12 protein-coding genes and 4 tRNA genes are annotated in these 16,343 nt (G+C 61.6%); 11 read left to right on the forward strand and 5 right to left on the reverse strand.

Going from position 1 to position 16,343, the window contains the following annotated elements; translation table 11 throughout:
* Nucleotides 1-16: 16 nt before the first annotated feature.
* Genes M5C71_RS06530 through thiO form a run of 4 tightly spaced genes read left to right on the forward strand, consistent with a single transcriptional unit; the run spans nucleotide 17 to nucleotide 5,133 of the window.
* Entirely contained in the window at nucleotides 17-457 is a 441-nt protein-coding gene (locus M5C71_RS06530) for a PilX N-terminal domain-containing pilus assembly protein (protein WP_247263167.1), read from the forward strand.
* A complete protein-coding gene (locus M5C71_RS06535) occupies nucleotides 444-3,566 on the forward strand; it encodes a PilC/PilY family type IV pilus protein (RefSeq protein WP_103498798.1) in 3,123 nt (1,040 codons plus the stop codon). The genes M5C71_RS06530 and M5C71_RS06535 overlap by 14 nt, the downstream gene beginning before the upstream one ends.
* 12 nt (nucleotides 3,567-3,578) lie before the next feature.
* Nucleotides 3,579-3,977 (forward strand): type IV pilin protein, encoded by a 399-nt coding sequence (locus M5C71_RS06540; protein WP_248767503.1) that lies wholly within the window; start codon nucleotides 3,579-3,581, stop codon nucleotides 3,975-3,977.
* 55 nt (nucleotides 3,978-4,032) lie between these two features.
* Nucleotides 4,033-5,133 carry a glycine oxidase ThiO gene (gene thiO, locus M5C71_RS06545; RefSeq protein WP_248767504.1) on the forward strand — a complete coding sequence of 367 codons (1,101 nt, stop codon included), beginning with the start codon at nucleotides 4,033-4,035 and terminating at the stop codon, nucleotides 5,131-5,133.
* Between the two features lie 4 nt (nucleotides 5,134-5,137).
* Here the strand turns inward: thiO and M5C71_RS06550 are convergent, their stop codons facing one another.
* The 4 genes from M5C71_RS06550 to M5C71_RS06565 form a co-directional block, all read right to left on the reverse strand.
* Nucleotides 5,138-6,481, reverse strand: coding sequence for a sigma-54 dependent transcriptional regulator (locus M5C71_RS06550; RefSeq protein ID WP_248767505.1), 1,344 nt, complete (start codon nucleotides 6,479-6,481; stop codon nucleotides 5,138-5,140).
* A gap of 2 nt (nucleotides 6,482-6,483) precedes the next feature.
* Nucleotides 6,484-8,073, reverse strand: a complete 1,590-nt coding sequence (locus M5C71_RS06555; protein WP_248747496.1) for an ATP-binding protein — start codon at nucleotides 8,071-8,073, stop codon at nucleotides 6,484-6,486.
* On the reverse strand, nucleotides 8,063-8,296 hold the full coding sequence (locus M5C71_RS06560; RefSeq protein WP_103498793.1) for a PP0621 family protein: 234 nt from the start codon (nucleotides 8,294-8,296) through the stop codon (nucleotides 8,063-8,065). Before M5C71_RS06560 ends, M5C71_RS06555 begins: the two co-directional genes overlap by 11 nt.
* 204 nt (nucleotides 8,297-8,500) lie before the next feature.
* Nucleotides 8,501-9,523: an outer membrane protein assembly factor BamD gene (locus M5C71_RS06565; RefSeq protein WP_103498792.1), complete on the reverse strand. Its 1,023-nt coding sequence runs from the start codon at nucleotides 9,521-9,523 to the stop codon at nucleotides 8,501-8,503.
* Nucleotides 9,524-9,673: 150 nt separating this feature from the next.
* Here M5C71_RS06565 and rluD point away from each other — a divergent pair, with 150 nt between their 5' ends.
* The 7 genes from rluD to M5C71_RS06600 all read left to right on the forward strand — a co-directional run bounded on the left by rluD (nucleotide 9,674) and on the right by M5C71_RS06600 (nucleotide 14,855).
* A complete protein-coding gene (gene rluD, locus M5C71_RS06570; RefSeq protein ID WP_103498791.1) occupies nucleotides 9,674-10,636 on the forward strand; it encodes a 23S rRNA pseudouridine(1911/1915/1917) synthase RluD in 963 nt (320 codons plus the stop codon).
* Nucleotides 10,633-11,358: a peptidoglycan editing factor PgeF gene (pgeF, locus tag M5C71_RS06575; RefSeq protein WP_248767506.1), complete on the forward strand. Its 726-nt coding sequence runs from the start codon at nucleotides 10,633-10,635 to the stop codon at nucleotides 11,356-11,358. The genes rluD and pgeF overlap by 4 nt, the downstream gene beginning before the upstream one ends.
* Nucleotides 11,359-11,488: 130 nt before the next feature.
* Nucleotides 11,489-14,053 (forward strand): ATP-dependent chaperone ClpB, encoded by a 2,565-nt coding sequence (gene clpB / locus M5C71_RS06580; RefSeq protein WP_248767507.1) that lies wholly within the window; start codon nucleotides 11,489-11,491, stop codon nucleotides 14,051-14,053.
* Nucleotides 14,054-14,442: 389 nt separating this feature from the next.
* Nucleotides 14,443-14,518: transfer RNA gene (locus M5C71_RS06585), tRNA-Asn, on the forward strand.
* A gap of 9 nt (nucleotides 14,519-14,527) precedes the next feature.
* Nucleotides 14,528-14,604: transfer RNA gene (locus M5C71_RS06590), tRNA-Pro, on the forward strand.
* A 5-nt stretch (nucleotides 14,605-14,609) separates the two neighbouring features.
* Nucleotides 14,610-14,685: transfer RNA gene (locus M5C71_RS06595), tRNA-Lys, on the forward strand.
* Nucleotides 14,686-14,778: 93 nt separating this feature from the next.
* Nucleotides 14,779-14,855: transfer RNA gene (locus M5C71_RS06600), tRNA-Pro, on the forward strand.
* Between the two features lie 188 nt (nucleotides 14,856-15,043).
* Here the strand turns inward: M5C71_RS06600 and M5C71_RS06605 are convergent.
* A complete protein-coding gene (locus tag M5C71_RS06605; protein ID WP_103494688.1) occupies nucleotides 15,044-16,342 on the reverse strand; it encodes an NAD(P)/FAD-dependent oxidoreductase in 1,299 nt (432 codons plus the stop codon).
* Nucleotide 16,343: the final 1 nt, after the last annotated feature.

The raw sequence follows: 16,343 nt of genomic DNA on the forward strand, positions 1-16,343 counted from the left end.
CGGTCCGCAGCGTGGCATGGCGCTGTTGATCAGCCTGATATTCCTGTTGCTGTTGACCCTGATCGGCATTTCCTCCATGCGCAACGCGACGTTGCAGGAAAAGATGGCCGGGAGCGTGACCTTCCGCAATACCTCGTTCCAGACTGCCGAGGCGGCGCTGCGCACCGGTGAAAGCGCGGTTCAGCAAAGTACCTACGTCCTGGCGGTGTGCACCACCAACGTCACCTGTGCGCCGCCGGCGGAGTCCGCCACGGTATCGGCCGCCGGGACCAATGGCACCTCGGGGGTGACCTGGATCGCCGCCGGCAGCGGCTTCTACGGGGTACAGAACCTAGGTACCACGATGGCGGCGGTCAATGTGCCAAGCAATACCTCGGCGACCCTGTACCGCGTGACGGCAGTGGCCATCAACGGCAATTCGCGGTCAATTGTGGAGAGTGTCTATGCCAAGTATTAAGGCCCGCGAAAGCCGTTTTTCAGCTTGGTCGCGGCGGCTTGTCGGCGCCTTGCTGGGGCTTTATCTGGCGGCGCCGGTGTATGCGTTCACGCCTTCGGACTCACCGCTGTTGAGCGCGGCGGCGGTGGCGCCGAACGTGATGCTGCTGGTGGACGACTCCGGCAGCATGGACAACCTGATCTGGGCCACGGGTTTCGATCAGACGAAGGTCCCCCTGCAGGTCTACAACTGCTATTCCTATTCCAATTGCGGCAGCCTGCAGACACTGGACATGACCAGTGACAACCAGTTCATCGGCAATCTGTATCCGGGTAGTTGCCCGTCCGGTTACAGCGGTTTCACCTTGTCGACCAGCAAAAACGCGAGTGTTTACTGCCTGAAGTTGCCGGACCCGTTGGGGGGCGGCAATACGCGGATCTCCAACAAGTATCTTTACTATCTGATCACCCAGATGACGTCCCTGCAAAAGGACTACACCGACGGAACGATTCCCACCGATTACCGGATCAACGTCGCGCGTAACGTGGCCTCGTCGCTGGTAACCAACAACCGCAACCTGCGTATCGGCCTGGCAACCTTCAACCCGCCGAGTTACTACGACCCGGGGCCCGGCGGTTATATCGTTCGCTCGATCAGCGACCTGTCTCCGGTCAGTGGCACGGTGACGCAGGCCCAGGCCGATACGAACTACAACAACCTGCTGTCCTCGATCGGCACGCTGCGTTCGATCGCCAACACCCCGCTGGCCGAGACCTACTATGAGATCACCCGCTATTTTCGCGGCATGACGCCGTACTACAACTCATCGCCCAGCACCTATACCAGCCCGATTCAGTATCGTTGCCAGAAAAACTACGGCGTGGTGGTCACCGATGGTTTGCCAACCTACGACCGTACCTTCCCGACGAACGATCCCCAGGCCCAGGGCGGCCCCCCCTCACTGCCAAACTGGGATGGCGTCGTCGATGGCAATAACCCCAACGGCGACAATGAAGGGGATACCCTGTACCTCGACGATCTCGCCAAGTTCGCCTACGACATCGATATGCGTTCCGCGGGTAACGACGCAGCCGGGAAGAGCTGGGACAGCCCCGACTTTCCCAAGCAGAACATGTTTACCTACACCGTGGGGCTGACGGCCAGCAACCAGATGCTCGCCAACTCGGCCAACTACGGTCACGGCAAATACTACCTGGCCATCGACCAGGCCGGCTTGAGCACGGCGCTGTCGTCCGCCTTCAGCGATATCACCTCCAAGGCCGGTTCCGGTGGCGGCGGGGCGTCCAATTCGGCGAGCGCGGGGACCGCGACGAGTTATTTCCAGAGCGCCTACGACCCCAAGGACTGGCGCGGCACGATCAAGTCCTATGGCCTCAATACCAACGGCACGGTCAATCTCGCGGCGGTCAACTGGACGACCGACAGCACTATCCTTCCGGGGGCTACCCCACCGCTGTATCAATCCTGGAATACCACCAGCAACGCTGCGATCAGCCTGGCCTTCACGGGTTTTTCCTTAACGCAGCAGACCACCCTCAACCAGAACCTGCCCACGGGTATCCTCGGCACCGATCTGGTGGAGTGGAGCAAAGGCACCAACAAGACGGGTTTGAAGGTGCGTACCGTTTTGCTCGGCGATATCATCAATTCGCCGGTGGTGGTGGCGTTGCCAACCGCGCAGACGGCCTCCGATCTGGTGGGCGACAGCAGCTATACCAGCTACCTGGCCACCAAGGCCACGGGGATGAACAGCAGTCTGGTGGTCAATGCCAACGACGGCTTCTTCAGTGTCATCGACGCGACCAAGGGTACCCGGCTCTATGCCTATATGCCTTCCAGCGTGTTGCCTTCACTGCACTTCATTTCGGACCCGGCTTATGCCGGCGGCACCGGGCACAAATTTCTCAACGACGGTCAGGTAGGGGTCTACGATGCCCAGTTCAGCAACAGTGCCTGGAAGACCGTGGCCCTGGGCGGCGTCGGGGCCGGCGGCAAGGCCTTCTACGCGGTCCAGCTGTACGATGCGTCGGCCGGCAACGTGTACAACGCCCTTTGGGAGATGCGTGCCCCGGATACACCTAACACTGGCAACGCCTTCAATGACCTGGGGTACGCCTATGCCAAACCCGAAGTGGCGAAGCTCTCCGATGGCCGCTGGGCGGCGTTCATCGCCAATGGCTATGGCAGCAACTCCGGGGTGGCGGCCTTGTATGTCGTGGATATTCGCGACGGTTCGCTGATCAGCAAAATAGTGGTCAACACCAGCGACACCACCAATGGCCTGTCCTCGGTGAAGTTGACAGTGAACGCGCAAAACGTGGTGCAGGCCGCCTACGGCGGGGATCTCAAGGGAAACATGTGGAAATTCGACTTGAGTGCCACATCGCCCTCCGGCTGGGGCCTGGCCTTTGCCGGCAGTCCGCTGTTCACGGCGCCGGGCACCACCACCCAGCCGATCACCGCACAGCCGCTGCTGGCGGCCAACCCGGCTGGTGGCACCATGGTGTTTTTTGGTACCGGCAAGTTCAACGAGACCGCGGACAAGCTGAGCAAGGCCGTACAAGGCTTCTATGCCGTCTGGGATGCCGGCGGCAGCACCGGGCAATGGACTGTCAGTAACCTGCAAGCCCAGTCGATTACCGGGCTGTTCACCTCCAACGGCATCCAGTTCTTCACCACCAGCACCAACGCCGTGACCTATCCGACGCAAAAGGGTTGGTACCTGCCGCTGATCTACAACAACGTCGCGGCCGGCGAGCGGGTGATCTACCCGGCACAGATCACCCTCGGTCGGATCATTTTCACCACCGCAGCGGTGGATACCACCGACCCTTGCGTCAGTTTCGGTACCGGCAAGGTGGTGGAATTGGATGCGTTTACCGGCAAGATGCTCAGCTATCCAGTGCTCGATACCAACGGCAGTGGTGTGGTTGATGCCAACGATCTGCAATCCAGCGGCTTTATCTTTTCTGTCGGTATTCCGAATCTGACGAGTATCCTCAACCAATCCACCGCCAAGATTTTCAGCGACTCCAGTGGCGGCACGACCTCCATGGCGGAAAAGGGTGGCGGTGGCAGTCGGCGGATCATGTGGCGACAAATCCAATAGGGAACGCAGCGTATGCAAAAAATCTGTAAAGGCTTCACATTGATCGAGCTCATGATCGTCGTTGCCATTGTCGGTATCCTGGCGGCGGTGGCGTATCCCAGTTACGCCGATTATGTGAAGAGTACGCACCGTTCGGAGATCGCCGGCTTGTTGTCCGAGCAGACCCAGAACCTTGAGCGGTTCTACTCGAAGAACGGTACCTATTCGGGGGCGACGGTCAGTGCCGGCAATACCTATTACACAATTACCCCGACCCTGAATGCCCAGGATTTCACCCTGGCGGCGACGGCGGCGCCCGGGTCGATGATGGTTGGTGACAAGTGTGGTGGTTTCACTATTACTAATACCGGCGCGCTTACCAATCCAGGGGCAACCGCGGGGTTGACGAGCAAAGATTGCTGGGGGCGCTGACCGCCGCTTTCCAGGGCGCAGCCCGCACCGGTTTCTTTTTCTGTTGGATGACTCGATGGCAACGCAACAACACGTGGTAATCATCGGCGGTGGCGTGATTGGCCTGCTGACTGCCTTCAATCTGGCCGCCGAGGTCGGGAAAGTGACGCTGCTCGATCGCTCCGGCCTTGGCCAGGAGTCTTCCTGGGCCGGCGGCGGTATCGTTTCTCCGCTTTACCCTTGGCGCTACAGCCCTGCGGTCACGGCCCTGGCCCATTGGTCCCAGGACTTCTATCCGCAACTGGGCGAGCGCTTGTTCGCCGCCACCGGTGTCGATCCCGAGGTTCACACCACCGGCCTGTACTGGCTCGACCTGGACGACGAAGCCGAGGCCCTGGCCTGGGCCGAACGTGAGCAGCGTCCCCTGAGCGCGGTGGATATCTCGGCGGTTCACGATGCGGTGCCGGTGATGGGCGACGGTTATTCTCGGGCCATCTACATGGCCGATGTCGCCAATGTGCGTAATCCGCGCCTGGTGAAATCCCTCAAGGCAGCCTTGCAGGCCTTGCCCAATGTGACGATTCGCGAGCAGTGCGAAGTCGCCGGGTTTCTCCGTGAAGGCGAGCGCGTAGTCGGCGTACGCACGGCCATGGGTGAGCTGCGTGCCGATCAGGTCGTGCTCTCGGCGGGGGCCTGGAGCGGCGAACTCTTGAGCAGCTTGGGGCTGGCGCTGCCGGTCGAGCCGGTCAAGGGCCAGATGATCCTCTACAAGTGCGCGGCGGATTTTCTCTCGAGCATGGTCCTGGCGAAAGGCCGTTATGCGATTCCCCGGCGTGACGGGCATATCCTGGTGGGCAGCACGCTGGAGCATGAAGGCTTCGACAAGACGCCGACGCTGTCGGCGCTGGAAAGCCTCAAGGCCTCGGCGGTCGAGTTGATTCCTGCGTTGGCGCAGGCTGAGGTGGTCGGGCACTGGGCGGGATTGCGGCCGGGCTCGCCCGAGGGGATTCCCTATATCGGCCGGGTGCCGGGGTTCGAGGGGCTATGGCTGAACTGCGGGCATTATCGCAACGGACTGGTGCTGGCGCCGGCGTCCTGCCAGTTGTTTGCCGATCTGTTGCTGGGGCGTGAGCCGATCATCGATCCGGCGCCTTATGCGCCCGAGGGCCGGATCTGAGGCCTTAATCCAGCCCGAGCTTTTTGAGCCGATAGCGCATCGAACGAAACGACAGGTTCAAGCGCTGGGCCGCCGCCGTGCGGTTCCAGCGGGTTTCCTCCAGGGCCTGGAGAATAAGCTTGCGCTCGATGCTCTCCAGGTAATCTTCCAGATTGTCGATCTGCGCCAGGCTCGGTTCGCCGACTTGCATGTTGCTCCCGCCACCCTCGGCCAGGCGCAGGTCGCCGGCTTCGATCTGTTCGTTTTCACACAGGGTGTAGGCCCGCTCGAGCATGTTCTCCAATTCCCGCACGTTGCCGGGAAAGCGGTAGCCCTTGAGCGTATCCAGCGCCAGCGGATGCAGGCGGGCCGCCGGCATGCCACTGCCCGAGGCCAGTCGATTGAGGACATTGGTGGCCAGGGGCTCGATATCGTCGCGCCGCTCACGCAAGGATGGCACCCGTAATTCAATGACATTCAAGCGATAGTAGAGGTCCTGGCGAAAACGCCCGGCACTGACCTCGGCGTTCAGGTCCTTGTGGGTGGCGCAGAGGATCCGCACATCGACGATTTCCTCCTGCTGGCCGCCGACACTGCGCACGGCCTTTTCCTGGATGGCGCGCAGCAGCTTGACCTGCATAGCCAGCGGCAAATCGGCGACTTCATCGAGAAACAGCGTGCCGCCATTGGCCGCCTGGAACAGCCCCGGTTTGTCCTCCACTGCACCGGTAAAACTGCCTTTGCGATGGCCGAAAAACTCGCTTTCCATCAGTTCGGCCGGAATCGCCCCACAGTTCACCGGTACGAACGGCCGTTCGGCGCGTGGTCCCTGTTCATGGATCAGCCGCGCCACCAGCTCCTTGCCGCTGCCCGACTCGCCGCTGATATACACCGGTGCCTGGCTGCGGGCCAGTTTGTCGATCTGCTTGCGCAGGGCGCGCATGGGCAGTGAATCCCCCAGCAGCCGGCTGTCGATGGACGGCGCCTTGCCACCGCTGGTGGGCAAACGCAGGGCGCTGGCGACCAGTTCCCGCAGGCGGGCCAGGTCCACCGGCTTGGTCAGGAAATCGAAGGCGCCGGACTTCAGGGCGTTGATCGCGGTGTCAAGGCTGCCATAGGCGGTGATCATCGCCACCGGCAGTTGGGGATAACGTTGCTGGATATGCTGCACCAACTCAAGGCCGGTGCCGTCCGGCAGGCGCATGTCGGTCAGGCACAGGTCGAAATTTTCCTGGGCCAGCTTTTCCCGGGCTTGCGCCACATTGCGCGCGCTGCTGGTGTCGAGTTTCATCCGGCCCAGGGTTATTTCCAGGAGTTCGCGGATATCCGGTTCATCGTCGACGATCAGGATCTTCTGCCGTGGGCTCATGTTCAACTCTGTTTACGTGCGTGAGCGAAGGTGATGCGAAAGCAACTGCCGCCTTGGCGTACCGAGTAGTCTAGGCGCGCCTGGTTGCTTTCGCATAGCTCGCGGGACAGGTAGAGGCCAAGGCCGGTGCCCTGGCTCTCGGTGGTGAAGAACGGTTCGAACAGGTGCTGGCGTTGCTCGGCGGCGACGCCGGGGCCGTTATCCAGGACTTCCAGGGTCGGCAGCCCGTTGTTCGGGTCCACTGCCAAGGTCAGCCAGACCTGCGCCAGTTCATGCAACTGGGCGCTGTAGCGCAGGCCGTTTTCCAGCAGGTTGTTCAGCACCTGGGTCAGTTGCAGCGGATCGGCGCGGGTCTGCAGGGACGCGTCGTCGATCTGCAGGTGCAGGCACTGTTTGGGCCGGGAACGCTCGCGCCATTCGTTGACAAAGGCCTGCAGCCACTTATTGAGGTCGAGCAGTTGCGCTTGTGTCTGGCGCCGCCGGGACAGTTGGAGCACGTTCTCGATCACCAGGTTCATGCGTTTGGACTGGTCCTGGATGATCTGCGTGAGACGGCGGTCCGCCTCCGGCATCTGCTCCGACTCCTGTAGCAGTTGGGCGGCGTGGCTGATGGCGCCCAATGGGTTACGGATCTCATGGGCAATCCCGGCGGTCAGGCGCCCGAGGGCCGCGAGCTTGAGCTGCTGGGCCTGCTGGGCGATCTGCGACAAGTCTTCGAGGAAGACCAGTGTCTGGGTGTGCTCGCCGCGCTTGAGCGCGATAAAGCTGGGCTGCAGGATCGGACCGGCGCCGAGGATCTTCAGGCTTTGCGGGCGCAGTATCGGATTGCGTTGCCAGACTTGCAGGCGCTCGACCAATTCCAGGGAATAGGCGTCGAGCACATGACCGTTCAGGTCCTGCTCCCCCATCAGCGTCAGCGCCCCCTGGTTGGCGAGCTGCACCCGGTGTTGTTCGTCAAGCACCAGGATGCCGGTGCGCATGCGCTGCAGGATCAGGGCGTTGAGCTCTTCCAGATTGGTGACGTCGCTGGCGCGTTGTTCGGCGAGGTTTTCACTCACCGCCAGCAACCGGGTCAGGCCCTGGACCAGAACCGCGGCAGCGAAGCACAAGATGCCCAGCAAACCGGCCTGCACGTAATAGCCGGCGGCGGCCGGGCGGCTGAAGCTCAGGTAGAAGGTCAGGTAAATGATGCCGATGGCCGAGACGGCGGCGATCAGCAGGCCGATGCGGCCGCGCAGCAGTACGTTGCTGATGGCCACGGAGGCGATCAGCAGGTTGCCGATGCCGCTCGGTGCGCCGCCGGCGGCATAGAACAGGCCGGACAGCATCACCGCATCCGCCAGTGCCAGGATAAAGACCTGGCCCTGGCGCCTGGGGTTTTCCAGCAGGGCCACCACCAGGATATTCAGGATCAGGTAGATCCAGCTACCGGTGCGGAACAGTTCGCCGTCGGCCAGCTCCAGCAGTTTGTCGTCCATCTTGCTGGAGATCAGCAAGACCAGGGCGATACCGATGCTCAGACGGTAAAGGTGATAAAGCCGTAGCAGGCGCTGGGCCTGGGCACCGCCGAGACTGAAGGTCTCAGCGCTCACGAGGGCCCGGGCCTTGCTCGAGGTGGGCCTGGCTGCAATACCAGTCCTGTTGCACGCTCAGGGCGCGGTCACGGGGCAGGTGCACGCCGCAATGGGCGCAACGGACCATGGGCGCGGCTTCCAGTGTGTCTGCCGGGCGGTTGGGGGCGGTGGGCCGATTGAATTTACGCCAGAACCACACGGCGGCCGCAATCAGTGCAATCCAGAACAGTAGGCGAACCATGGCAACCCGCTTATTGGCAAATGATCCGGCAGTTTAGCCAAGGACATGCCGGGCGCACAGCGCATTTGATGGGGGGCGTGGCGAAGGCAAAAAAAAGAGCCTCGAAAGGCTCTTTTCTTACGCCGGCGGCGGGTAGGGGAAGAGTGCGGCGCTGAATGGGCTGCCGCCATCGCCGGCAAGCCGGCTCCTACACGGGGCTGTGACTCAGTCGAACACGCCGAAGGTCATGTAGCTGAACCAGGAACGGTTGCTGCTGCCTTTGCTGCCTTCGGCCTCGTGTTGCTCTTCCTGGGCCGCATCGCCGCCTTCCGGCTTCAGGTCCGACGGAATCGAATCCTTGGCGTCCTGGAACTGCTTGACCACGTCCTGGTTGGCGCGGGTTTCGCCCGGCGGCAGCGGTGGACGGGATTCGATCAGGCCCAGGGTGACCTTGCTCATCCACGAACGGTTGTCCGCCTCGGCGACCCGTGGCACGAACTGACCGTCCACCAGCGTCGGATGGTTCGGGTAGTTGGTTTTCAGCACTTCGAGGCTCGAAGCCGCCAGTTCGTCCAGGTGCAGACGCTGGTACGACTCGACCATCACCGCCAGGCCGTCACCGACCGAAGGGGTTTCCTGGAAGTTTTCCACGACATAACGACCGCGGTTGGCGGCGGCGACATAGGCCTGACGGGTCAGGTAGTAGTCGGCCACGTGGATCTCGTAGGCCGCCAGCAGGTTGCGCAGGTAGATCATGCGCTGCTTGGCGTCCGGCGCGTAGCGGCTGTTCGGGTAGCGGCTGGTGAGCTGGGCGAACTCGTTGTAGGAGTCACGGGCCGCGCCCGGGTCACGCTTGGTCATGTCCAGCGGCAGGAAGCGCGACAGCAGGCCGACGTCCTGGTCGAACGAGGTCAGGCCCTTGAGGTAGTAGGCGTAGTCCACGTTCGGATGTTGCGGGTGCAGGCGAATGAAACGCTCGGCGGCCGACTTGGCAGCCTCCGGTTCGCCATTCTTGTAGTTGGCGTAGATCAGTTCGAGCTGGGCCTGGTCGGCGTAGCGACCGAACGGATAACGCGACTCCAGAGCCTTGAGCTTGGCGGTGGCGCTGGTATAGCTGTGGTTGTCCAGGTCGGCCTGCGCCTGCTGGTACAGCTCGACTTCGCTCAAGTTTTCGTCGACGACTTCCTTCGACGAGCAAGCAGCAGTCAGTGCGAGGATGGCGATCAGCAGCAGGTGTCTCACTTGCATGGCGGCTTGCGTCCCTATGACGGCCGCTGTCTTGGGCGGGGCCGTCCTGTTATGATGAGTGCCCCGTTGATAGCCTCGGGGCAAAAGACGCCGTATTTAACCACAAGCGCGCAGCCGAAACCAAAGGCTGTGCCGACGCCTAGTCCGAGCATGTCCGATAAAATTGAACTTCGCGCAGAGGTGCCGTCCGAACTGGGCGGCCAACGCCTCGATCAAGTCGCCGCCCAACTCTTCGCTGAGCACTCTCGCTCGCGCCTTTCCGCCTGGATCAAAGACGGCCGCCTGACTGTGGATGGCGCGGTTATCCGCCCGCGAGACATCGTCCATGGTGGCGCTGTTCTTGAACTGATTGCCGAGCAGGAAGCTCAGGGTGAATGGATCGCCCAAGACATCGAACTCGATATCGTCTATGAAGACGACGACATCCTGGTGATCAACAAGCCTGCGGGCCTGGTGGTGCATCCGGCTGCCGGTCACGCCGATGGCACCCTGCTCAACGCCTTGCTGCACCACGTGCCGGACATTATCAATGTGCCGCGCGCGGGCATCGTGCACCGCCTGGACAAGGACACCACCGGTCTGATGGTGGTCGCCAAGACCATCCAGGCCCAGACGCAGTTGGTCACGCAATTGCAGAGCCGCAGCGTCAGCCGGATCTACGAATGCATCGTGATCGGCGTGGTCACCGCCGGCGGCAAGATCAACGCCCCCATCGGTCGCCACGGGCAGCAGCGCCAGCGCATGGCGGTGATGGAAGGCGGCAAGCAGGCGGTGAGTCACTACCGCGTGCTGGAGCGCTTCCGTTCCCACACCCATGTCCGGGTGAAGCTGGAAACCGGTCGTACCCACCAGATTCGCGTGCACATGGCCCATATCAACTTCCCGTTGGTCGGTGATCCGGCCTACGGCGGTCGCTTCCGCATTCCGCCGGCGGCCAGCGTGACCATGGTCGAGTCGCTGAAAAACTTCCCGCGCCAGGCCCTGCACGCACGTTTCCTCGAGTTGGATCATCCGACCAGCGGTAAGCGCATGAGCTGGGAGTCGCCACTTCCGGACGATTTCGTCTGGTTGCTGACGTTGCTCAAGCAGGACCGCGAGGCGTTCATCGGGTGAGTGACTTCCTGATTCCCGACTGGCCTGCGCCGGCGCGGGTCAGGACCTGCGTGACCACGCGGGCGGGCGGTGTCAGCCTGGCGCCGTTCGACAGTCTCAACCTCGGTGATCATGTCGACGACGATCCCCTCGCCGTCACGGAAAACCGCCGTCGCCTCACCGATACCTTTGCTATTCAGCCTGCCTGGCTGCGCCAGGTGCACGGTGTCGGGGTGGTCGAGGCCGATCCGACGCTGACCGCCGAAGCCGACGGCAGTTGGACGAGCACGCCGGGCATTGCCTGCACCTCGATGACCGCCGATTGTCTGCCAGTGTTGTTTTGCGACCGTGCCGGCTCCCGCGTAGCCGCTGCCCATGCCGGTTGGCGTGGGTTGGCCGCAGGCGTGCTGGAAGCCACTGTCGATCGACTGGACGTGCCGGCGTCGCAAATCCTCGTCTGGCTCGGCCCGGCCATCGGCCCCGGTGCCTTCGAAGTGGGGGCGGAAGTGCGCGAAGCCTTTCTCTCTACGCATCCTGAAACAATCGAAGCCTTTGTCCCCAGCGTCAATGCCGGACGCTTCATGGCCGATATTTATGCCCTGGCGCGCCTGCGTCTGGCCGCCCGCGGAATCACCGCCGTCCATGGCGGCGGGCTGTGTACGGTCAGCGACCCGCGCTTTTTCTCCTACCGGCGCAGTCCGCGTACCGGTCGCTTCGCCTCCCTGATCTGGCTGCAAGACTAGACTCTTCTGATCTTCGTCAAGCTTGTGACGCTTGAATCTCTCAGAATAGGCCGCATCTACTTGGGCATCTGGCAGGTTTCTTTATTCAGGTGCGTCCTTTGCTCCGGCCTGCTCCAAAGGAAGGTGACTCATGCGTATAGATCGTTTAACCAGCAAATTGCAGTTGGCGTTGTCAGACGCCCAATCCCTGGCGGTCGGCCACGATCATCCGGCCATCGAGCCTGCGCACTTGATGCAGGCGCTGCTGGAACAGCAGGGCGGCTCGATCAAACCCCTGCTGTTGCAGGTCGGTTTCGACATCAACAGCCTGCGCAAGGAATTGAGCAAAGAGCTCGATCAATTGCCGAAAATCCAGAATCCCACCGGCGACGTGAACATGTCCCAGGATCTGGCGCGCCTGCTCAACCAGGCCGATCGCCTGGCCCAGCAGAAGGGCGACCAATTCATTTCCAGCGAGCTGGTGCTGCTCGCCGCCATGGATGAGAACAGCAAGCTGGGCAAGTTGCTGCTCGGCCAGGGTGTGAGCAAGAAGGCCCTGGAGAATGCCATCAACAACCTGCGCGGCGGCGAGGCGGTCAATGACCCCAACGCCGAGGGCGCGCGCCAGGCCCTGGACAAGTACACCGTCGACCTGACCAAGCGTGCCGAAGAAGGCAAGCTCGACCCGGTGATCGGCCGTGACGACGAGATCCGTCGCACGATCCAGGTGCTGCAACGGCGGACCAAGAACAACCCGGTGCTGATTGGCGAGCCCGGCGTGGGCAAGACCGCCATTGCCGAGGGCCTGGCCCAGCGCATCATCAATGGCGAGGTGCCGGATGGCCTGAAGGGCAAGCGCCTGCTGTCCCTGGACATGGGCGCGCTGATTGCCGGCGCCAAGTACCGCGGCGAGTTCGAAGAGCGCCTGAAGTCGCTGCTCAACGAACTGTCGAAGCAGGAAGGGCAGATCATTCTGTTTATCGACGAACTGCACACCATGGTCGGCGCCGGCAAGGGCGAAGGCTCGATGGATGCGGGCAACATGCTCAAACCGGCCTTGGCCCGTGGCGAGCTGCATTGCGTCGGGGCGACCACGCTCAATGAATATCGCCAATATATAGAGAAGGATGCGGCCCTTGAGCGGCGCTTCCAGAAGGTACTGGTGGAAGAGCCGAGCGAGGAGGACACCATTGCCATCCTCCGTGGCCTGAAAGAGCGTTACGAAGTGCACCACAAGGTGGCGATCACCGACGGTGCGATTATCGCGGCGGCCAAGCTCAGTCATCGTTATATCACCGACCGCCAGTTGCCGGACAAGGCCATCGACCTGATCGACGAGGCCGCCAGCCGTATCCGCATGGAAATCGACTCCAAGCCGGAAGTGCTGGACCGTCTGGAGCGTCGCCTGATCCAGCTCAAGGTCGAATCCCAGGCCCTGAAGAAAGAAGACGACGAAGCGGCGAAAAAACGCCTGGAAAAACTCCAGGAAGAAATTGTCCGCCTGGAACGCGAGTACGCCGACCTGGAAGAGGTCTGGACTTCGGAAAAAGCCGAAGTGCAGGGCTCGGCGCAGATCCAGCAGAAAATCGAGCAGTCGCGCCAGGAATTGGAAACGGCACGCCGTAAAGGCGATCTCAACCGTATGGCCGAGCTGCAATATGGCGTGATTCCGGATCTGGAACGCAGCCTGCAGATGGTCGACCAGCACGGCAAGAGCGAGAACCAGCTGCTGCGCAGCAAGGTGACCGAAGAGGAAATCGCCGAAGTGGTGTCGAAGTGGACCGGTATCCCGGTGTCCAAGATGCTCGAAGGCGAGCGCGACAAACTGTTGAAGATGGAAAGCCTGCTGCACCAGCGCGTGATCGGCCAGAACGAGGCGGTGGTGGCGGTGGCCAACGCGGTACGCCGTTCCCGGGCCGGCTTGTCCGATCCGAACCGTCCGAGCGGTTCCTTCATGTTCCTCGGCCCGACCGGGGTGGGCAAGACCGAGCTGTGCAAGGCCCTGGCCGAATTCCTTTTCGATACCGAAGAGGCCATGGTGCGCATCGATATGTCGGAGTTCATGGAGAAACACTCCGTGGCGCGCCTGATCGGGGCGCCACCGGGCTATGTGGGCTATGAGGAAGGCGGTTACCTGACCGAGGCCGTACGGCGCAAGCCTTACTCGGTGATCCTGCTGGACGAGGTCGAGAAGGCCCACCCGGATGTGTTCAACATCCTGCTGCAGGTGCTGGAAGACGGTCGCCTGACCGATAGCCATGGTCGTACGGTGGACTTCCGCAATACCGTGATCGTGATGACCTCCAACCTGGGCTCGGCGCAGATCCAGGAGTTGGTGGGGGATCGCGAGGCGCAGCGGGCAGCGGTCATGGATGCGGTGAGTACGCATTTCCGGCCGGAGTTCATCAACCGGATCGACGAGGTGGTGATTTTCGAGCCTTTGGCCCGGGATCAGATCGCCGGTATCACCGAGATCCAGTTGGGTCGCCTGCGCAGTCGCCTGGTGGAGCGCGAGCTGAAGCTGGAACTGAGCAGCGAGGCCTTGGACAAGTTGATCGCGGTGGGCTACGACCCGGTCTATGGCGCGCGGCCGCTCAAGCGTGCGATCCAGCGCTGGATCGAGAACCCGTTGGCGCAGTTGATCCTGTCGGGGCGGTTCCTGCCGGGAACGAGCGTGACGGCCTCGGTGGTCAACGACGAGATCGTGTTTGCCTGAGTACCCGGGATCACCCTTGTAGGAGCCGGCTTGCCGGCGATGGCGTCCGCAAGGTCGATGCAAGGCTTGCTGGCCTCATCGCCGGCAAGCCGGCTCCTACACAGTGTATTGCGATTTCGCAGGTTTTTTTCGATAGGGCGTTGAACTCAGGGGCAAAGGCTTGTAAAGTGCGCCCCGCAGTACGTCACCCCTCGGATTTCTCCCACAAGGGAAGTTCGAAAAAAGATTGCAAATCATTGTCTTGAAAGCAATTTAAGGGGTTGACAGAGGTTTTCAGAGTTGTAGAATAGCGCGCCTCAGACAAGCGAACGCAGCGATGCAAAAGCCTGGTTGAGGAAGCTTTCAGCGATGAAAGTCTGTGGTAAAGGTTGTAACTTGAAATATGTAGTTCCGTGATAGCTCAGTCGGTAGAGCAAATGACTGTTAATCATTGGGTCCCAGGTTCGAGTCCTGGTCACGGAGCCAATTTCAAATCGGGGTATAGCGCAGTCCGGTAGCGCGCCTGCTTTGGGAGCAGGATGTCAGGAGTTCGAATCCCCTTACCCCGACCATTTTTGGGTCGTTAGCTCAGTTGGTAGAGCAGTTGGCTTTTAACCAATTGGTCGTAGGTTCGAATCCCACACGACCCACCATTTTTGAAACCAGTTCGCTGGGATTGAATCTTAAGATCAGAGGCCAAAAGCGCTGATCGCAGAAGGCGCCTTTAACGGGTGCCTTTTTTTTACCGGGGTATAGCGCAGTCCGGTAGCGCGCCTGCTTTGGGAGCAGGATGTCAGGAGTTCGAATCCCCTTACCCCGACCATCTTCAGAAAAAAAGCACCCGCAAGGGTGCTTTTTTTTGCCTGTATTTTACTCAAGGCTTTTGATCGCCCTGGACTGTAGGAGCGAGCTTGCTCGCGATGGGCTCAAGAGCGCCGCGTGTACCGGCTAAACACGCGTTATTGTTCACGACCATCGCGAGCAAGCTCGCTCCTACTATGGCACCCGCTATCAGTGCAACTTCAACCGTGGGTCGGTCCCGCGTCCGATCCGGCTGCCCAGCATCAGCATCAGGGTGCGGAAGGTGCCATACAGCGCCATCTGGTGCATCCGGTACAGCGACACATAGAACATCCGCGCCAGCCAGCCTTCCAGCATCACGCTACCGGTCAGGTTACCCATCAGGTTGCCGACGGCGGAGAACCTCGACAACGAAATCAGCGAGCCGTAGTCGGTATAGCGATATTCCGGCAAGGTCTTGCCTTCGATACGCAGTTTCAGCGACTTGGCCAGCAATGACGCCTGCTGGTGGGCCGCCTGTGCCCGTGGCGGTACATTGCGGTCGGTCCCTGGCTGCGGACAGGCCGCGCAATCACCGAAGGCAAAGATATTCTCGTCGCGGGTGGTCTGCAGCGTCGGCAATACCTGGAGCTGATTGATCCGGTTGGTTTCCAGGCCATCGATGTCCTTGAGAAAGCCCGGTGCGCGAATCCCTGCCGCCCAGACCTTGAGGCTCGCCGCAATCACCTGGCCGTCGGCGGTCACCAGGTTGTCCGCGGTCACTTCACTCACGGCTGCATTGGTCATGACCCGCACCCCGAGTTTTTCCAGGGTCTTGTGCACCGGTCCGCCGATACGCTCCGGCAAGGCCGGCAACACCCGAGGACCGGCCTCGATCAGGGTGATGTGCATGTTTTCCGGTTTGATCCGGTCCAGGCCATAGGCCGCCAGCTCGTGAGCGGCGTTATGCAGCTCCGCCGCCAGTTCCACGCCCGTGGCACCGGCGCCGACAATCGCCACGCTGATCTGCTCGACCGTATCGGTCTGTCCGGCATGGGCGCGCAGGTAGTGGTTGAGCAACTGCTGGTGGAAACGCTCGGCCTGTTTGCGGGTGTCGAGGAACAGGCAGTGTTGCGCCGCGCCCTCGGTGCCGAAATCGTTGGTGGTGCTGCCCACCGCGATCACCAGCGAGTCGTAGCCCAGTTCCCGGGCAGGCAGCAGCTCCACGCCGTGTTCGTCATAGGTGGCGGCCAGCTGGATTTTTTTCTGCTCGCGGTCGAGCCCGCTCATACGCCCAAGCTGGAACTCGAAGTGGTTCCATTTCGCCTGGGCGACATAGTTGAGCTCGTCGGCCGAAGAGTTGAGGGAGCCGGCCGCCACCTCATGCAGCAGGGGTTTCCAGATATGGGTCAGGTTCGCGTCGACCAGCATGACGCTGGCAATGCCGCGTCTGCCCAGGGTCTTACCCAGGCGGGTCGCCAGTTCCAGGCCGCCGGCGCCGCCGCCGACGATCACGATACGATGGTTCATG

It is taken from the genome of Pseudomonas sp. MWU12-2345, from assembly GCF_023242385.1.
In the GTDB taxonomy this organism is placed as follows: domain Bacteria; phylum Pseudomonadota; class Gammaproteobacteria; order Pseudomonadales; family Pseudomonadaceae; genus Aquipseudomonas; species Aquipseudomonas gingeri_D.